This window comes from Thalassospira sp. MIT1004 (assembly GCF_001858545.1).
In the GTDB taxonomy this organism is placed as follows: domain Bacteria; phylum Pseudomonadota; class Alphaproteobacteria; order Rhodospirillales; family Thalassospiraceae; genus Thalassospira; species Thalassospira xiamenensis.
Map to the genome: position 1 here is coordinate 83,728 of NZ_MCAO01000045.1, position 18,362 is coordinate 102,089.

Below are 18,362 nucleotides of genomic sequence, written 5' to 3' on the forward strand. Positions count from 1 at the left end.
TCATCGCGGGCTGACCGATGGCTGTTCAATCCAGTACGACTGATCGGTATCTGCCCTTTCTTCCGTGAGGCTCGTGTTCCAGCTTTGCGTCGCCGCCGGGTCCCATTGCCTGTAATACGTGCTGAAACGAATTGGCAAAAAGGGCTGGGGTGGCTTTGATATTGATCCGGGACTGGTATTGTCGGTTGTCTCTGACGCAACGGCTTGCGCGCGATATCCCGCATCAAAAAACCGCCTTGAGATTTCAGGCATCGTTCCTGCTGCCATCGCGTCACGCATCATGGGTTCGGGATACATTGCCACCACCCGAAGCACCGCCTTAATAACGATCAATTCCATCAGAAAACTGCCTGTTCCGCCGGGCATGAGCATCTGCGTCAATGCCAGAACCCGATCCAGAACCAGCAAGACCATCCTGAAATCCTCTGGCCTCAGATTGCCTTCGCTTGTCACCACATCCCGCCCCAACAATCTTGCAATCAGGGCATCGACCGTATCGTCAATTTCCACAGTGTCGTTTTCGGATAGCTGATCGGTCAGGAATTGCATGATCTGGCTTGCATTTGCCTCGGCCGCTTCGATTTCAGGTGGGGGTAAAACTACCTGTCCGCTTGCATCGGCGGGTGTCAACACAAGCCAGATCGCAAATCCGACAATCACGACCCAACCTGCCGCGTGGTAAAATCGTCCAGCCCATGCCCGCAAGATTGCCGGAATGACAGCCCCGGCAAACCGCCAAAGCCCGCGACCATATCGTGGCCCCATCGTGCGCGGCGCCATGGCAATGCGCCATGCAAATTCCAGCCCGCATCGCTGCATCATCGCTGGTGCCCGCCTGATATCACCGGCCAGCACATCAAAAGCCCCCCCAACCCCCATGATAAAACGGCATCCGGTTTTCGGCCCGTAATTCACCACAAACGCATCCTTGCGCGGACTGGGAAGGGCAACAAACACCACGTCCGCACCGCTGGCCCGAACCTTTTCGGCCAGTTTGGCATCATCGGGGTCGTAACCGTGATGGACCCCGGCAATGATCAGTTTGGGAAAATCGCGGCGAAGGCGTGCTTGCACGCGATGCAGAACATCATCGCGTGCGCCTAGCAAAAAGACCGAATATCCCGCCGCCTCAAACCTTGGCAAAAGGCTTTCCATCAAATCAATGCCTGTCACCCGTTCGGGCACCGCAAGGCCCAGCAATCGCGCCGCCCAGACAATCCCCATCCCATCCGCCGACAGGCAATCGGCCTGTGCCAAAACACGCCAAAGGCCGCCATCCCGACACGCTTGTGCGAATTTGACCGCATTTAACGACAAATGGCGGAAACAGCCTTCTTGATGGATATTGGAACAGATGTGATCGGCCAATGACGCCTGCCTGCGCAAATCAAGCGTCAGGCCGAAAAAGTCCCCCCGGTCGCTGGTCATCCCCGCCGATCTCTCCCCAATGTCCCTTTATATGATGGCTGCAATTGTTCGCACCCCGACAACCATCTGACAAAGCATTGAAATTCAAAGTAACTTATGATTGTTTTGTCATCAAGACAAACACCAAAGAGTGATGGCGCGTGAAGATCATTCTGCTTACGAATATCGTTCCGCCCTACCGGCAACGCGCCTATGGCATGTTGGCCAGCCTTGTTCATGCCTGCAACCCGGCCCGAAATCCAGATGGCGACTTCCACGTCATCTGCACCCAGCGTCAAGAACCCCAACGCGCGTGGCCGATGCTGACCGGCGATTTCGCCCAATCAATCCTGCCCGGCATCAAAATCCCGCTTGGTGAAAATCGCGTGATCCCGATTAATTTCGGCTTAATCCGCGCCCTTGACGCCGCCCGGCCTGATGTCCTGATCATTGCCGGTTTCGGACTGGCACAATGGCAGGCACATCTTTATGCCCGCCGACACAATATCCCAACCATTTTACAGTTTGATGGTTGGGCCGGATCGGACGCCACCTATCAAAACCGTCTTCGCGATTGCATCCGGAAAACGATGATCGCGCATGCCAAAATCTGCATTGCCGCCGGGGAAAATGGCCAAGACTGGTTTGTCAAATCCGGCAAGGTCAGAAATAATATCCTGATCGCCCCCATCCCGCCTTCCTTCAAGGCTCCCAATCATCTTCACGGCTTTGATGACCGTCCTGTCGATCTTTTATGGTGCGGAAGACCAACATTATCCAAGGGCTTCGAAACCTTCCTTGAAATTGCAGCCGGACTACACCGCCAAGGCCACGCAAAGCGTATACAAATCGTCGGGGCCTGCGACCAGAATGACCTTGCAAACCGGCTTGCGGGACTAGGTCTGAACAAGGCCACCGACCATATGCCCGAAATACCTCCGGCGAAATTGCCCCGCATCTATCAGCAGGCCAAACTCTGCCTCCTGCCCAGCCGCAATGATGCCTATGGCGTCACCGTGATCGAGGCCATTGCATGCGGCACCGTCGCCCTCGCAAGCAACCGGGTCGGCTGCGTTCCCGATATTCTCGGCACCGCCGAAATTCTGCCTTGCAACATCGTGCCCGCATGGATGACGGCCTGCGCGCGATTGCTAAGTGATCGCGCCGCATGGCAGAAAACCCAAGCCCGGCAGCATTCCCGCATCGCCAACAACACCCCCGCCCATCACGCCGAAACCATCTTGCGGGCTTGCAAGATGGCAAACAGCGCAGAGGTGCCTGATGCATAACCGCGTTTTGGTCCGTGATGCCCCGGTCTGGATGATTGGCCGCAATGACCAGCTCCGCATTCTCGCAGCCCATCTAGCACACCATAACCGGCTGGTCCGCTGGGACAGTTTCTGGCGTCATGACGGTAGCGGTTTTCTCACCCCGCCGGCCCGGCGGGTGGAACCACATCTTTCCACTGTTCCCGGCCGACACCTCTTGCCCGATATTATGGGAAAGCTCGCACAAAAGCTTCACCTTCCCGCGCGAAACCTCTATTCCGATCTGCCTCTGTCATGGCTGGCGCTTCTCCATATGCCCGATGCCCGTATCCTCCACGGTCAGGGAAATTACAGCCTTCCCGCCATGCAAGCTGCCCGTGCACATGGCATGACGATCATTTCGGATGTCACCGGCCAGCTTGCCCCGGTCCGCTATCGCCAGCTCGCCGACGAGTATCACCATCACGGTTTGCGTTATCGCGAGATATCAAACTTCCTTGCCCGCCGCCGCATCGCAGAAGCCCGATTTGCCGATGGCGTTTTTGCCCCCTCCGACGTGGTTGCCGCCGGACTTGAAGAATGCGGCATTGATCCGGCACGCATTCATCTGGTTCCCTTTGCGTCCGGCCTGTGTTCTCAATTGGTCAAGGCCGAACGACCAACACAAAATCCCGGCATCACCCGCCTTCTCTATGTCGGCAATATCTCGATTGCCAAGGGCATCCGAATTTTGATCGAAGCCTTCCGTGCGCTGCGCACCCGTCATGGGCCTTCCATCACGCTTGATCTGATCGGTGCGGCACAGCCCTGTGCGTTCGCCTATCTTTCCAAACTGCCGCAGGGTTGCGTCTGGCACGGTGCAATGCCACAGGCGAAGCTTGCCGAGCACTTGCTCTCCGACGATATATTCGTCTTCCCCAGCCTGTCCGAAGGCAGCAGTCTTGCCGTGCTTGAAGCCATGGCGGCTGGCTGTGCCGTGATCACGACCCCAGATGCCGGAAGCCCAATTACCCATCAAAAAAATGGGCTCCTGATCCGGCCCCGCGATAACAACGCTCTGATTGACGCCATCCAGGCCCTGCATGCCGCACCGGCACGTGTTCAGGCACTTGGCGTCGCCGCCCGCGACCTGATCGCAACCAATATCACCATGGATTACGGCACCCGATCCGAAGCCGCCTATGAAAGGGTTCTTGCCCACCATGCATAGGTTCCGCACGTATATTTATCCGCTCTGGATGCTCTCAGCCAATCTGATCACACGCCTTGGCGGTATGATCATTCTACTTTTGATCGGCCATCATTTCGCCCCCGATCAGTTAGGGGCCTATTTCGCGGCCGTTGCCACCATCGGCCTTGCCGTAACCATCGCGCAGGCCGGATGCGGCCTGCTTCTGATCCGGCTCTATCAGGCAAACCAGCGCCGCGCCGCCTTCGCCCTTTGCTCGCTTCGCCCCACACTCGCTATCGCCGCAACCGCGTTTGTCGTCATCATGACAGACATCGCCCCATCGCCGATCCTTCTGATGCCCACGGTCGCGGCTCTCGCCCCGGACTGGATCATCACGGCACGCGGTCAACTTTCCAAAATCGCCCTGATCGCCGTTCTAGGACAAATCGCCGGAATCACCGTCGCTTTCGTTGCCATCGTCACCCAAAGCAATCTGGCCCTCTTTGCCATAGCACCAGCAATCTCACTGGCAAGCCTGATCGCGGGTGCCTTGCTTGCCCTTCGCGATCATGCCTCTCACCCAACTGCCATAACAAAAATCACCCACAGCCAGATGATCAATCTGATCGGCTTCACCCTGCTGGCTGGCTCACTCCCCAATCTTGATTTCGTGCTGCTCGGCCAAAATCTGCCCAACACAGCGCACGCCAATCTGATGCTGGCCCAACGCATCTTCCTGATCACGGCAGCGATCATCGCCAGCACTTCGGCGGCATTATTTGCCAAAAAGCAGGCCGGGCTGCTCCGCGATATCTGGCTGATCGCTCCACCACTTGCCATGACTGCAATACTTCTGATGCTGCCCGAAACGCTTGCCCTGCTTTTTTACAGCACTGTCAATGTCAACCTCGTCGCCTTGTTGCGCACAGGGGCCTTCTGGCCCGTGCTGCTTGCGATGGTCTCGCGTCAAATCCTGATATCACAGGAAACCGAAAACCAGTTCTTCCCCGGCTGGATTTGCCTTGCTCTTATGGTTGTCACAGGCGTGCTTCTTCCGGCTTCCCCTCATGAAACCGATGCTGTGATCATTATGCAGCTTCGCCTGAGCCTCTGCCTGCTCCTGATCGCGATATGTCACCGCAATCCCATTTTGCGGAACAAACCGGCATGAAGAAATTGCAGGCCGAAATCATCAGTAACCGCCTCATCACCGGCCAGTATGGTGATATCCGTTTTGGACCATGGGGTTTTGAATGCTCTGATCGGCACTCTTTCGTCACACTCAGCGATCAATGCCGCAACACACGCCAGGTTGGCGATCACTGGCAACTGGCCGAAGGCGACTGGGCACTTGATTACCAGACAAGCCGGATTGATCCCGCAACGCTTCGCATCCGTGCAACACTCTCCGCCCGCCGCGATGGGCTGTTACAGGATGCCGTCATCCGGCTGATCTTTGACAAACCCACCATTCAATCCGGCGAAATTGCCGGTCGCAAATATGACCACACCGACAGTGACAGATACCGCCTGCATCCCGTCCGCACCGTCCGACTGATGGGAACCGATGGCACAATCATTTCCGTCACGCTTGATCGTTATGACGGGGCCGGTCGCTTTACGCCTTACATTTATCTGCGTGATCGCGGCGATCACTGGATCATTCATGCCCGCCTGCTGCCAATCGATCCGGTTGATCACGTCTGGTTGCGCTGGGCCAACCGATTTTTCACCCTGTCCGCCCCGGATTGGCTGGCGCATCTGGTCTGGAATTTTCCGGGTGGTAAAGCTGCTTTCTGGCGCTTGCGCGAACGACTTGGCCGACGCTGTCCCGAAATACAGGCAGTCCCGCTTAACAGGCTGAAATCATGTCAGTCCCTGATGCTGGAGGTCACATGTCGCTTCGCTTAGTGCAATCTGATTTGCACGAACGCTGCCTTCGCCTTGCGCGTTTGATTGCCGATCAACTGGCCAATCAGCAGTTCGAAAATGGCGATTTCCCCCAGCACAGCTTTTACGCCAAGGCCTATGCCGTCGCCCTTTGGCAAAGCCTTAGTGACGATCACTACACTGCGAAAATTAGGGCGGCCGTCAATGCGCTGAAAACCGAAATCCAGGACCACAGTTATCATCGCGAATTCATCGAATACGCACTGGAAAACTGCCCGGACATAAACGCCGAAACCCGTAATGCCATCTTGCGAAACGCCCCATACCAATCGCCCAATGTCGCAAACTGGCACATCCTTGCAATGCGCATCCGCCAATCCGGTTCATGGCGGGATAAACTGCGTGCAAAACTGGACTGGCTTTATACTCGTACCCGCTTCTGGCGCGCACCAGTCTTCATGGACCGCCCCGGCTGTTTTTCCGCGCAATATCATGCCTTCTGCGCCGCCTTGCTGACCGATAGCCCTATGCCAGCCCAACGCAAAATTGCGGCGAAGGCCACTGATCTGATTGCCCGACTTTGCGCAACAACAGGCATCCCCAACCTTGTCGGGCGCGGTGCCGGACAGAGCTTTGGCGCAATGACCGCCCTTTATGCCCTACTCAAACACGGCTATTGGGCTGAGGCAGAAGCAATCCTGTTTCGCCTTGAACTGACCTTGCTGCAAACCGAAACACTGCCACTCAACCTGCTTGCCCCCAATCCTTTGCCAGATGATCCCGGCCCGGACAATAGACAAACACCGGGCTGGTACAGCTATAACCGGCATTACGATTATCTGGCTTTCACCGGCTTCTGGCTGCTGCGCGCAGCAATCGATAGCTCGCCCGAACGTGCACCAACAATTCGCACCAATGCCGATTTCCTGCTGATCCGCGACACCGACCATTATCACGCCCGCATGTGCCTGCGCGGAAAGTCGTCCTATGATATCACGACCGCGCCGGTGTTGATCACAAACGGTCATGTGTTCCTGCCTCCCACCGGCGGCGAAGAAGACTTTTCAAGCCTTTATGGCCCGGCATCACTGCCACTTCCAGCCTTTGCCGATCAACAGGCGTGCAGCACCTTCACATCCGGCACAATAAGTGATAGCACCGCAAAGATCTCATTCAGACTCGCAGGCCGCCGGGGCCAGCGCGACATCACATTCAACGAGAACGAAGTTGTCATCCATGATCATGTCGATACAGACAGCCTATCCGACCTGCATCTGTTCCGCCTGCTGATCCCCGCCGGTTTGGCCTTCGAAAAACCCGGCGAAAACCGGATTGATTTCCCCGATTTGAACCTCCACCTGATCGCGGACCATCCGCTCCATATCATCGATGATGGCTTGTTTGCCGTGACCGGCCCAGTCAGAACGATCTTTGTCCCGAACCAAAGCAACGCAACACTTCGCATCGTCTGGAGCCCCTCATGACCAAGGATGATGCGATCACCGTGATCACTACGGTTCGGGATGGCGATGCCTTTCTGGAACGCTATTTTGCCAATCTTTACAAAATTCTCCGCCCGCAGGATGGTGCCATCCTTGTCGATGATGGTTCGGTAAACCCGGTCATGCTTCCCGGCCAACCAACAAAGGTCAAACTGATCCGCTGCCCCCCGATTGGCAGGGGAGCCGCCCTTAATATTGCCATTTCCAATGCGACAACCCGCCTGATTGCCATTCAGGATATCGATGATACGTCTAACCCGGATCGCCTGTCGATACAGGCGGCCTTTCTCATGGATCGTCCAAACGCCCTTGCCTTCGCCGCAGGACAAGAAACAGCAACGCCAAACGCCCGCAACCCGTGGCAACAAATCCCGGCCACACGGCTTTATCGCAGCAACCCGCTGCATCACTCGTCATTGGCGTTTCATCGCGATATCTGGGAAATGGCCTGTGGCTATGATCCGGTACTGCCGTGCTGCATCGATCTTGATTTTTATCTGCGCGTCGCAAGCCTGCCCATGACCTCCATCTGGCAGTTTCGCCGACAATTGATTACGCGAAACACTAATCCCGAGACACGCCATTTTGCCTCCATCCCCGACTCTGTCTATCAAGAAACTTTGCGCATTGTTCTGGCCCGACATCGCCGGGCTATCGCGCCACCACATTGGATGCGCATTTTCGATCTGAAACGTTTGTCGGGGATTGGCCGATGACGAAACCACCGCGGATCATTGCCTTGGTGCAACTGCCCCCGCCGATGCACGGGGCGGCAACCATGAATGAACGGGCTTTGGTCGCGCTTCGCAAAATCTGTGATGTGACAGTGCTTGAAATGCGCTTTGCCAAAAATCCCCGCGATATTGCCAGGATGAGATTGGGTAAACTGGTTATGGCTCTGGGACTTTGGCTAAAACTATTGCTCGCACTCCGGCGAAAACCCGATGCACTTTATATCTGCTTTGCCCCAACTGGGGGCGCGTTTTATCGGGATTGTCTTTATGTGATGACAGCCAAAATCCTTGGCATCGCAACCATACTGCATCTGCATGGCCGTGGATTGCAAGCCGGGCGCGGCCACTGGTTAACCGCATTTTTGCAACGCCATGCATTTGCCGGGCAAACCGCCATTATTCTGGGCAAGGCGTTGCGCAATGAAATTGATGGTCTTCAATGCCGATCAAAAATCATCGCCAATTGCCTGCCCGATACGGCCTTCAAGATCAATCACGACCCGATCAGCACCACAACGCCGCGTCTGCTTTATCTATCAAACCTTTTTCGCAGCAAAGGTATCGATGATGTGCTGGCGGCCTGTGCAATTCTCAAACAGCGTAATATCGATTTCGCGCTTGATACCGCCGGCGCCGAAGGCGACCTCTCAACCTGCGAACTTTCACAATTGATCCACAATTTGAATCTTTCGGATCACTGCCATTATCACGGTCCGGTCGATGCGGATATCCGCACCAAACTTCTATCCAATGCCAACCTCTTTCTGTTTCCGTCAAGCTACCCGAACGAAGCACAACCTCTTGTCGTGCTCGAAGCCATGGCCGCAGGAGTTCCCATCGTCAGCTCCACCATCGGAACTTTGGTTGATATCGTTCACGATGGCGAAACCGGCCGCATCTGCCAGCCCGGCAATCCGGAAATGCTGGCAAATATTGTTTCAGATGCCCTGACCCAACCAACCGAAACCCACGAAATGGCGCGGGCTGCAAAGGCCTTTTGCAACCAGCACTTCCGGGCAGATCGGTTTGAGAAGGAACTTCAACAACTGATCAAGGAAATCATTTCTTGATCTCTTTAACCACGTCTGCCCAAATATCCAGCAAGCCTCAATCGTGAAAGATACCGTCATGACCCGCGATGAATTCAACGCATTTTGCCAATCGCTGCCCGTGACAACGCATGTCGTGCAATGGGGCGGGGCGGATGTCTGGAAAGTCGGCGGCAAGGTTTTTGCGATTGGCGGCTGGACCAAGGGCCATACGCTTGGCATTACCTTCAAGGTATCCGACATCGCCTACGAGGTTTTAAAGGAACAACCCGGTTTGCGCCCTGCCCCGTATCTTGCCTCGCGCGGGATGAAATGGATCCAGCATTATGACGCACCGGGACTTGATGATGCGAACCTGCGTGACCATTTGGCAGAATCCCACAAAATCGTCTCGCGCGGCCTGACCAAAAAGATGCAGCGCGAGCTTAATCTGTATCAGGAATAAACGGCGCGGCTTTTACAACCGCCAAAGGTCGATGCCTGCGGGCACGTCGTCACGCGGCAGAATGGCGCGCACATCGGCAACGAAGCCGGTGCCATCCTTCAAAAGCCCCTCCACTAGCGGCCAACCCTTGGCAACATATTCCCGGTGTGACACCGCCAGCACGACGGCATCCGCCGGTTTCAGGTCGGCATCACCACACAATTTCAGACCATCGAATTCATGCAGAACTTCCTCGGTATCGGCATGATGATCATGGACCTGAACATTTATCCCGGCATCTTCGAGCGAGCGGATGATATCGATCACGCGCGTATTTCGAATGTCGGGCACGTTTTCCTTAAAGGTCAGGCCAAGCACCGTCACAGTCGGGTTCTTGGTCGCTCCTTCGCGCAACAACGCCCGAATGACCTTATTTGCGACAACCTCGCCCATGCCGTCATTAACCCGACGACCGGCCAGAACCACCTGCGGGTAATAACCAAGTTCCTCTGATTTGTGGGTCAGGTAATAGGGATCAACCCCGATGCAATGCCCGCCGACAAGGCCGGGCGTAAAGCGCAGGAAGTTCCATTTGGTGCCCGCGGCATCCAGAACATCACGGGTATCGATACCCGCCCGATCAAAGATCAGCGACAGTTCGTTCATCAACGCAATATTCAGATCGCGCTGGGTATTTTCAATCACCTTGGCGGCCTCCGCGGCCTTGATCGTCGGTGCCTTGTGGACCCCAGCCTTGACGACAGATCCATAAACCGCCGCAACGATTTCAAGCGTTTCGGGCGTCTGCCCCGACACAACCTTGGTTATGGTGGTAAAGCGATGTTCGCGGTCTCCAGGATTGATGCGTTCAGGCGAATAACCCACCGTGAAATCGATCCCCGCCTTCAACCCCGAAAGCTGCTCCAGGATCGGCACGCATTCTTCCTCGGTCGCGCCCGGATAAACCGTGCTTTCATAAACAACGATGTCGCCCTTCTTAAGGATTGCACCAACCGTTTTCGATGCAGATCGCAACGGCGACAGGTCAGGACGGTTTGATTTGTCAATCGGGGTCGGCACAGTCACGATATGGAAATCGGCCTGACGCAAATCTTCGGGATTATCACTCAGCAGCAAATCGGCGGCTGCCAGTTCAGGATCATCAACCTCGCCGGTTGCGTCATGCCCTGCCTTAAGCTGCGAAATGCGCGACTTGTTGATATCAAACGCGACTGTTCCGCCGATCTCCGTCCCGAAGGCCACCGCTACAGGCAAACCGACATATCCCAGACCGATAACCGAAATCTTGCGACCGTGGCTCATTGCTCAACCCTTGAAATTGAATTCTGCCTGACTTCTAGCCAGCACACATACAATCGTCAATAAAAGACGGAACAGCATCCGGTTTAGGCAATCAAAAAATATGTGCTACCCTGCAAGCATCCGAAATCAGACTGTTATCCATGCATAAAATCCCCTATCTGATTTGCCTTTTCCTGTTTTGTCTTGTTGCTGGAATGCCCGCCACAGGCCGGGCAGGAGCTGCGCGCATAAGCGTTGTAATGCCTTATATCCCGATGATGGCCGAAAGTCCGGCGCGTGGGACATTCATTCGCATGTATGAAGAAGTGGCCGCGCGAACCGGTCAGGAAATCATCATTGATATTCTACCACCCCGCCGAGCGGTACAGTCCTTTATTGTCGGCGAATACGATGCCTTGGGTGCCTTCCCGTCGCTTAGCGAATTACCGGTTTCGCTGGCATCCGTGCCGTATTACCTGCGCGAGAATCTGATTTTCTACAAACCGGGCCAATTTGGTCAGAACGCGATCACCTCACCCGACGGTCTGGCCGGATTGCGGGTCGGGCTTTCGGCCTATCATTATCCACCCGCCATCACCAATCGTCAGGATGTCGATTTCGAACGGGTTCCCAGCGACCATTCCTTACTGAGCATGATTGCCAACAACCGGCTTGATGCTGCCATCATCGAGAGGTCTTCGGGGTTTCACATTCGCGATCAGCTCGGACTTGCCGGGGTTATCGATACTCTCGACATCCCGCTCACAACGGAAAATGTCTTTTCCCTGTTTCAGGCCAACCGCGAAGGTATTGAAAATCGCGCCATATTTAACCGGGCTGTTTACGACATGCTGTGTGACGGAACGCTGGCGGGAATTTTCGGACGAAGCGACGTTTTACCCGATATTTCCGTGCTCGAACGTGATCTGCCACCTGAAAGCTGGCGTAACGACTGCCTCCCCTCACTTCCGGGTTCCACCCGCTAAACAGCCAACGATCCCCGCATGCCAAACGGGGTGCGCCATATCTGACGCACCCCGTTTCATCATCATTGTCGCTTAAGGCTGGGCTTACCCCTTGACCACGATATTGATCAGTTTCGGGGTTGGCTTGGCGATATAGATCACCTTGACGATCTGCATGCCTTCAAGATGGCGGGCGACATTTTCATCGGTCTTTGCCATTGCCTCGACCGTTGCCTGATCGGCATCCGCCGCCACCATGATCGAGCCGCGTTTTTTGCCATTGACCTGAACCGGGACTTCAAATTCGTCGTCCTTGGCCTTTTCTGCATCAAATACCGGCCAGTCAAACTTGATCACCGATTTTTTGGAACCAAATTCGGCCTCTGCCATACGGCTCATAAGCTCTTCGCCCAGATGCGGCGCAAAGGGCGCGACCATCAGGGCAAGCGCACGAACATGATCGTCATGCACCGCATTCTGGCGGGTCATGGCGTTGGTCAGTTCGATCAATGCCGCAATCGCAGTATTCAGCCGCAATTCAGCGATGTCGTTGGTCACCTTGGCGATGGTTTTATGCAAAAGCGTTTCGATCTTGCCATCGACGTCGCTTGTGCGTTCCATCTGGGTTGCGACCTTCCAGACATTGGACAGGAAACGCATCATGCCGACAATCGCATCGGACTGCCACGGTTTGGAGCTGTCAAGCGGCCCCATATACATCTCGTACGTCCGGAAGGTATCAATCGTATACTGATCGCAAATTTCTTCCGGCGGGATGCCGTTTTTATACCGCTTGCCCATTTTGCCCGGAACGGTGATCAGTGCCTCGTCCGTCTTGGCATTGAACGGCTGCTTTTTGCCGTCAACATCGCGCATTTCAACATCATGGATGTCGACATAAACGCCGCGCGCGTCGGTATAGGCATCGGCCGTGATCATGCCCTGGTTGAACAGCTTCTGGAACGGTTCGGGTGTGGCGACATAGCCAAGGTCAAACAGCACCTTGTGCCAGAAACGCGAATACAACAGATGCAGCACCGCATGTTCCGCCCCGCCGACATAAAGGTCAACCGCGCCGGGCTTGGCATTGCCATTGTCATCGGTAGTATTGGCCCAATAGGCCGCTGTCGCATCCGATGCAAAGGCCTGATCATTATTGGCATCGAAATAACGCAGATAATACCAGCACGACCCGGCCCAGTTCGGCATCGAGTTCGCATCACGACGGAACGAACGCACTTCGTAATCCGCACCGGCATGGCTGTGGGTCGACCCCACCGCCGCATCCACCGGCAGGACCGAACCATCGGAAAGCACGATCCCTGTGACTTCCATCCATTCCTTGGCACGCGCCAGCGGCGGTTCTGGTTCGGAATTCGGGTCTTCGTTCGATTGCGGTTTGAAATCGGTCATTTCCGGCAGGACGACGGGCAGGGCTGCCTCGGCCACGCCATGCACCTGTCCGGTTTCCTGATCAAACAGCACGGGGAACGGTTCGCCCCAATAACGCTGGCGCGAGAACAGCCAGTCACGCAGCTTATACTGCACCCGACCACGGCCAATGTTCTTGGTTTCCAACCATTCAATGATTTTCGCCTTGGCATCCGGGGTCGAAAGCCCGTTCAGGCTGACCTCGTCATTGGCGGAATTGATCGTATCACCCACATCGGTCTGCGCGATTTTGAAATCGCCCGGTGCGGTTTCATAGCGCGCCAGCAATGCCGCATCGTCAAGATCGGCCGCATCATCCGGTGCATTGGCCCGAAGCCAGCTTTCCGACGGTTTGGTGGTGGCGACAATCGGCAGGCCGAATTTATGGGCAAATTCGAAATCGCGCTGATCACCCGCCGGGACCGCCATGATCGCACCGGTGCCATATCCCATCAGGACATAGTCGGCAATCCAGACCGGGATCTGCTGCCCATTGGCCGGATTGGTCGCATAAGCCCCGATAAACACGCCGGTCTTTTCGCGGTTGGCTTCGTCCTTGGACGATACCGGACCGGCCAATTTGACCTCGGCGCGATAGGCAGCAACCGCATCCTTCTGATCGGCTGAGGTCAGCGCATCGACCAATGGATGTTCGGGGGCGAGCACCATATAGGTCGCGCCAAAAATCGTATCGGGACGCGTGGTATAAACCGCGATCTTGTTCTTGCCGCCACCGGCAAGTGCCACCGGGAAATTGACCCGCGCGCCGACCGAACGACCGATCCAGCCTTTCTGCATCTCGACAACGCCGTTGGGCCAGTCAAGCCCTTCAAGGTCGCCCACCAGACGATCGGCATAATCGGTAATCCGCAACATCCACTGTTTCAGCGGGCGCTTGTAAACCGGGTAATCACCGCGTTCGGACTTGCCTTCGTTGGTGACTTCCTCGTTCGACAGGACCGTACCCAGCATCGGGCACCAGTTGACCGGAACCTCATCGACATAGGCCAGACGCCCACGATCAATCGCGCGGGCGATCTCTTTGCCTTCTGCCTTCGTGCCCTCACCAATGACGGATTTCGGCTGTGGCACGCCGTCCTCGTCCAACAGCCATTCCCCGCTTTCAAGCAGCCCGCGAAGCTCGGCAATCGGGCGGGCCCGCCCGGTGATGGTCTGCCCCTGCGGGCCTTTCCATTCGACGGTCGGATCATAGAAGCTGTTGAAAAGCTGAAGGAAAATCCACTGCGTCCATTTGTAATAATCGACATCGGTCGAGGCAAAGCGACGATGCGGATCATGGCCAAGGCCGATCACCTGCAACTGGCGCAGCATGTTTTCGATATTGGCTTCGGTGGTGATGCGCGGATGCTGGCCGGTCTGGATCGCGAACTGTTCGGCCGGCAGGCCAAACGCATCAAATCCCATGGAATGCAGCACGTTAAAGCCGCGCATGCGTTCAAACCGTGCCTTGACGTCGGTGGCGATATAGCCCAGCGGATGACCGATATGAAGGCCGACACCGCTTGGATAGGGAAACATATCGAGGATGACTTTTTTCTTTTTGGCGGCGTCGAAATCGGCATCGCCCGGATTGGGGGTACGATAGGTATCGTTTTCCCGCCAGTAATCCTGCCAGCGCTTTTCAAATTCGCGCGCACTTTCCTGATAGTTCGCCACCGTCAAACAGCTCCTAAGCTCAAAATACCGGATGCGGAGTAAACCTCGACACGATCCGGATCATCAATTCTGATTAACCAAACCCTGTTCAATAATCGGGCTTGGCCCCTGTTGCAATATCAGAGTGCAGGATAACCGCCACAACCGGCCCGGATGCAAGCCCGAAAACCCGCGTATCACGCATGGCGGGTTTGCACATCGCCCAACCGGACCTATATAACTGGCTATGGCCTTTTCGCCCTGATTGTGCGATATTAACAGCACGTAAAGACTTCCGGCGCGCGATCCGCACCAAGAAGGTGCCCGCGCAGGCCATCAGGAAATCACCGTGTATCAAGCCCGATCAAGGACTTATACACCTACAACCCGCGTCCAGGGAGGACGGCATGGATATCACCATCGGCGGACTGACATCGCAGGCAGCAAACGGCTCAAGCCGCAGCGCGCAGTCTTACCTGCCCGGTAATGACGACTCGAAATCCGGGTCGAACAATTCTATTGCCTCCGCCTTCTCCAGCGCGACCTCGGTTTCGCTGTCCTCTGAGTCAGGCAATCTTCTTTCGGCCGATCAGATCGTTTCGGCAATCAATGAAAGCCTGTCTTCGACCGGCCTGTCGATCCAGGGCGTCGATCCCACCGATTACACCCCCGAAGCGGTTGCTGATCGTATTCTGGCCCGTGTCGGTGATCTGATCGCTTCGAACGCCAGCAGCCCCGAAGAAGCCCGCGAGATTTTTGATCAGGCCAGCGAGGGCATCGCCAAGGGTCTGGAACAGGCCCGCGACTTCCTTGACGGTCTTGGCGCGCTCAATGACACGATCAATGGCAATATCAACGAAACCGAAGACCGCCTGAATGAAGGCTTGAAATCCATCGAAGCCCGCCTGACCGAACTGTTTGAAAGCAGCCCGGCCAAGGAAGCGGCCGATACAACGCCGGAACGCGATGAGCAGGTGCTCCAGTCGCAGATCACCCAGACCGCACAGGCAAGTCAGGCCTATGCCGAGGCTGGCACCAATGCGCAGCGTAACGCCCCGCGTTACGGCACTTCCGCGATCTGATCTTCGCGATCATAGCCTCACCCATCCAAACCGGCAGGCACATCCCCTGCCGGTTTTGTTTTGCGCCCTCACATCCCCGCCGCCCCCGGCCCGTCATCGCCGCCAACGCGAAACAGCTTCCGTCCGGCATCCTGTATCTTGTTAAACGCATCCTCGGCCATGAAGCCCGAGACAAACGCCATGAAGGTCACAAGGAACGCGCTGATTTCGATATTGCCCGATCCGTCCGGGCCACCTTGGGTCACCATCAGCATCCCGGCCTCGGTAAACAGGAAAATCGCGATGGCGGCCGCAATCCCCTCCCCCGTCATCACCATCAGGTGGCCTGCGGCGGCAAAGCCGGTTTCGGGTGCCACCACCGCCACCTCTGCCCCATCCTCATCCCTGTCCGCCACATCCGCCACCCCAACCCGGCGATAGCGACGCGTAAAGCTGACGACGGAGCCAAGGCCGCCCGCCGCCACCGTCACCAAAAGCGTAAGCACGATCCCAGGCATCTGAAGCAAAAGCGACAATACCCCGCCAAGCGGCTGCTGAAACAGGGCGACCAGCGACCGTCGTCCGCCCTCATCTGTCGCATCCTCGTCCGCCCAAAGGGCGGCATGTTCTTCTCTAAGATCGGCAAGCTCCGCACTCAGGCTGGCGCGCAGCCGGTCGGCCTGCGCCTGTTCGGCGGTGATATTGGCCCAGGCCACCTGGGCGCGCGCCGCCTTCTCGCCAAAGCTCATCACCGCATTTTTGATCGCCTCAATCCGGGTGCGGATATCGGTCGCAAAGTCCTCGTTTACCCCGGGGGCCAGCGCCATCTGCGACAGGGCATTATCCAGGTTGGCAATCACCTCCTTGCCCTCGTCGGTGCGCGCATTATCGGGCGATGGTCGCCCGTCCTCGGCACTGAAATCGCTTTGCGCCAGAAAGGCGAACGCCTGATTAAGCGCCCCAAGATAAGCCATGCGAAAGTCCGGGTCGAACCTGCCCGGTTGTTCGGCCACCACCGCCCCCAATCCGGCATAAAGATCAAACGCCGCCCGCCACGCGGCAATCGCATCCTGGCGCAGGGCCAATCCGTGCCGGGCGGCGGCAAGCGCGCTTGCGTCAAGCATCCTGATTTCGGTGCGCATCGCATGGATATCGCCCTTAAGCTGCGCCTCGTGATAGCCCTGAAACACCAGCCGCTCCAGATCGCCGGGCGAGCTTAGCTCAAGCTCGCGGCTCAGAAGCTCACGCTGGATATCGGCGGTAAATCCGGCGAACAGGGTCACGACAAACCCGACATACAAAACCACCACCAACCCGATTAGCATGACAGAGCCCAAAATCGCCGCCCCGCGAACATATAAAACCCGGCCAAACAGAGCACGCCGGATCAGATCTCCCAATCCTTTTGCGCCTACGCCGCTGCCAGATGCACCAGATAACGGCGGCCGTGCCGGAGCCCCCGAAGATTGCCGGTCATTCTCCTCTGCCATGGTCTGCGCCTGCACTCCGTCTGGTTATGCCGTGATACGGCGGCCCGCGCCGCCTCAAACCTGACGCTCCCAGACCCGCCCTTGTGACGGCGGCCTTTCCCTCATGCACTTGCCGTCGTCACAATCACTCCCGAACTCCCCGCTCCCCTTTCGTCACTCCCGCGAAGGCGGGAGTCCATGCCGCCCCGCGCTCCCACGCGGGATCGACCCCATCGTCCCACAAAATAGCCTCAAACCCCGCCAATACTCCGGCCGCAATTCAACCAACAGGTCAAAGATTTACGGAACAAAACCCGGTCCCACCGGTTTTACAAAGACAGGTTTTCAAAGAACGGCCAAACCTGCACCATGCCGCCCACTGACCCGCCCGCAACAGCAGAGGATTTCCCATGTTCCATCGCGAAAACATCTGCCGCTCCAAATCACGTACTGCCGCCATCCCCGCCGCAGCCACCGATGCCAGCGACACCCGCCGCACGGCACTGGCAACTGCGGCCACCACGGCGGCCCTGCTTGCCCTTGGTGCTGCGATGGCGCTTGTCCCCGGCCATGCCAAGGCGGGCGAGGAAGCCAAATCAAACTTTATCAATACGGATGGTAAGGAAATCGGGACGCTGTCGGTCAATGGCGTGCCGGATGCTGCGATCCTGAAGATCGCACTTACCGACCTCCCGCCCGGTCAGTGGGTGGCGTTTCATATCCATGAAAACGGCGAATGCGATGCGCAGCGCGGCTTTAAATCGGCTGGTGGCCATTTCAACCCGATGCAAAAATCCCACGGCCACGAATTTGCCGACGGCCCGCATGCGGGCGACATGATGAACCAGTATGTCAATGACAAGGGCGAACTTTACGCCCAGATCCTCAATAACGCCGTGCGCTTTGACGGCAGCAGCGAAACCGACATCCACGGCAGGGCCGTCGTCATCCATGCCGGTGCGGACGACTATAAATCCCAGCCCTCAGGCGATGCCGGAGACCGGATTGCTTGTGCGGTGATTCAATAAGTCAT

At 56.7% G+C, this 18,362-nt stretch carries 15 protein-coding genes; 11 read left to right on the top strand and 4 right to left on the bottom strand.

The genetic code is table 11. From position 1 onward, the window contains the following. Nucleotides 1-1,428 (bottom strand): WecB/TagA/CpsF family glycosyltransferase, encoded by a 1,428-nt coding sequence (locus tag BC440_RS19140; RefSeq protein WP_071240988.1) that lies wholly within the window; start codon nucleotides 1,426-1,428, stop codon nucleotides 1-3. A 140-nt stretch (nucleotides 1,429-1,568) separates the two neighbouring features. On the opposite strand from BC440_RS19140, the gene BC440_RS19145 reads away from it, so the two are divergent. From BC440_RS19145 to BC440_RS19180, 8 genes are read left to right on the top strand one after another with little or no spacing between them, the layout of a single operon-like run. Further along, on the top strand, nucleotides 1,569-2,696 hold the full coding sequence (locus tag BC440_RS19145) for a glycosyltransferase (RefSeq protein WP_071240989.1): 1,128 nt from the start codon (nucleotides 1,569-1,571) through the stop codon (nucleotides 2,694-2,696). Continuing rightward, nucleotides 2,689-3,885, top strand: coding sequence for a glycosyltransferase family 4 protein (locus BC440_RS19150; RefSeq protein ID WP_071240990.1), 1,197 nt, complete (start codon nucleotides 2,689-2,691; stop codon nucleotides 3,883-3,885). Before BC440_RS19145 ends, BC440_RS19150 begins: the two co-directional genes overlap by 8 nt. Next, nucleotides 3,878-5,017, top strand: a complete 1,140-nt coding sequence (locus tag BC440_RS19155; protein WP_071240991.1) for a hypothetical protein — start codon at nucleotides 3,878-3,880, stop codon at nucleotides 5,015-5,017. The genes BC440_RS19150 and BC440_RS19155 overlap by 8 nt, the downstream gene beginning before the upstream one ends. Beyond that, nucleotides 5,014-5,757, top strand: a complete 744-nt coding sequence (locus BC440_RS19160) for a hypothetical protein (protein WP_071240992.1) — start codon at nucleotides 5,014-5,016, stop codon at nucleotides 5,755-5,757. Before BC440_RS19155 ends, BC440_RS19160 begins: the two co-directional genes overlap by 4 nt. Further along, nucleotides 5,742-7,220, top strand: coding sequence for a hypothetical protein (locus BC440_RS19165; RefSeq protein ID WP_071240993.1), 1,479 nt, complete (start codon nucleotides 5,742-5,744; stop codon nucleotides 7,218-7,220). Before BC440_RS19160 ends, BC440_RS19165 begins: the two co-directional genes overlap by 16 nt. Beyond that, a complete protein-coding gene (locus tag BC440_RS19170) occupies nucleotides 7,217-7,954 on the top strand; it encodes a glycosyltransferase family A protein (RefSeq protein ID WP_071240994.1) in 738 nt (245 codons plus the stop codon). The genes BC440_RS19165 and BC440_RS19170 overlap by 4 nt, the downstream gene beginning before the upstream one ends. Next, the gene (locus BC440_RS19175; RefSeq protein ID WP_071240995.1) at nucleotides 7,951-9,042 is read left to right on the top strand and encodes a glycosyltransferase; all 1,092 of its coding nucleotides are present in this window, start codon (nucleotides 7,951-7,953) and stop codon (nucleotides 9,040-9,042) included. The genes BC440_RS19170 and BC440_RS19175 overlap by 4 nt, the downstream gene beginning before the upstream one ends. A 58-nt stretch (nucleotides 9,043-9,100) precedes the next feature. Further along, on the top strand, nucleotides 9,101-9,466 hold the full coding sequence (locus BC440_RS19180) for an MmcQ/YjbR family DNA-binding protein (RefSeq protein WP_071240996.1): 366 nt from the start codon (nucleotides 9,101-9,103) through the stop codon (nucleotides 9,464-9,466). Between the two features lie 12 nt (nucleotides 9,467-9,478). On the opposite strand, the gene BC440_RS19185 is transcribed toward BC440_RS19180, so the two are convergent. Then, complete coding sequence (locus tag BC440_RS19185) at nucleotides 9,479-10,768, bottom strand: nucleotide sugar dehydrogenase (protein WP_071240997.1); 1,290 nt, start codon at nucleotides 10,766-10,768, stop codon at nucleotides 9,479-9,481. 239 nt (nucleotides 10,769-11,007) lie between these two features. Here BC440_RS19185 and BC440_RS19190 point away from each other — a divergent pair, with 239 nt between their 5' ends. Next, nucleotides 11,008-11,733: a transporter substrate-binding domain-containing protein gene (locus tag BC440_RS19190; protein WP_071240998.1), complete on the top strand. Its 726-nt coding sequence runs from the start codon at nucleotides 11,008-11,010 to the stop codon at nucleotides 11,731-11,733. An 84-nt stretch (nucleotides 11,734-11,817) separates the two neighbouring features. Here the strand turns inward: BC440_RS19190 and BC440_RS19195 are convergent, their stop codons facing one another. After that, nucleotides 11,818-14,820: a class I tRNA ligase family protein gene (locus BC440_RS19195; RefSeq protein ID WP_071240999.1), complete on the bottom strand. Its 3,003-nt coding sequence runs from the start codon at nucleotides 14,818-14,820 to the stop codon at nucleotides 11,818-11,820. A 386-nt stretch (nucleotides 14,821-15,206) separates the two neighbouring features. Between BC440_RS19195 and BC440_RS19200 the strand changes: the two genes are divergently transcribed. After that, nucleotides 15,207-15,881 carry a DUF5610 domain-containing protein gene (locus tag BC440_RS19200; RefSeq protein ID WP_071241000.1) on the top strand — a complete coding sequence of 225 codons (675 nt, stop codon included), beginning with the start codon at nucleotides 15,207-15,209 and terminating at the stop codon, nucleotides 15,879-15,881. Nucleotides 15,882-15,949: 68 nt separating this feature from the next. On the opposite strand, the gene BC440_RS19205 is transcribed toward BC440_RS19200, so the two are convergent. Further along, on the bottom strand, nucleotides 15,950-17,350 hold the full coding sequence (locus BC440_RS19205) for a hypothetical protein (protein ID WP_071241001.1): 1,401 nt from the start codon (nucleotides 17,348-17,350) through the stop codon (nucleotides 15,950-15,952). Nucleotides 17,351-17,739: 389 nt separating this feature from the next. Here BC440_RS19205 and BC440_RS19210 point away from each other — a divergent pair, with 389 nt between their 5' ends. Further along, a complete protein-coding gene (locus BC440_RS19210; protein ID WP_083379444.1) occupies nucleotides 17,740-18,357 on the top strand; it encodes a superoxide dismutase family protein in 618 nt (205 codons plus the stop codon). Nucleotides 18,358-18,362: the final 5 nt, after the last annotated feature.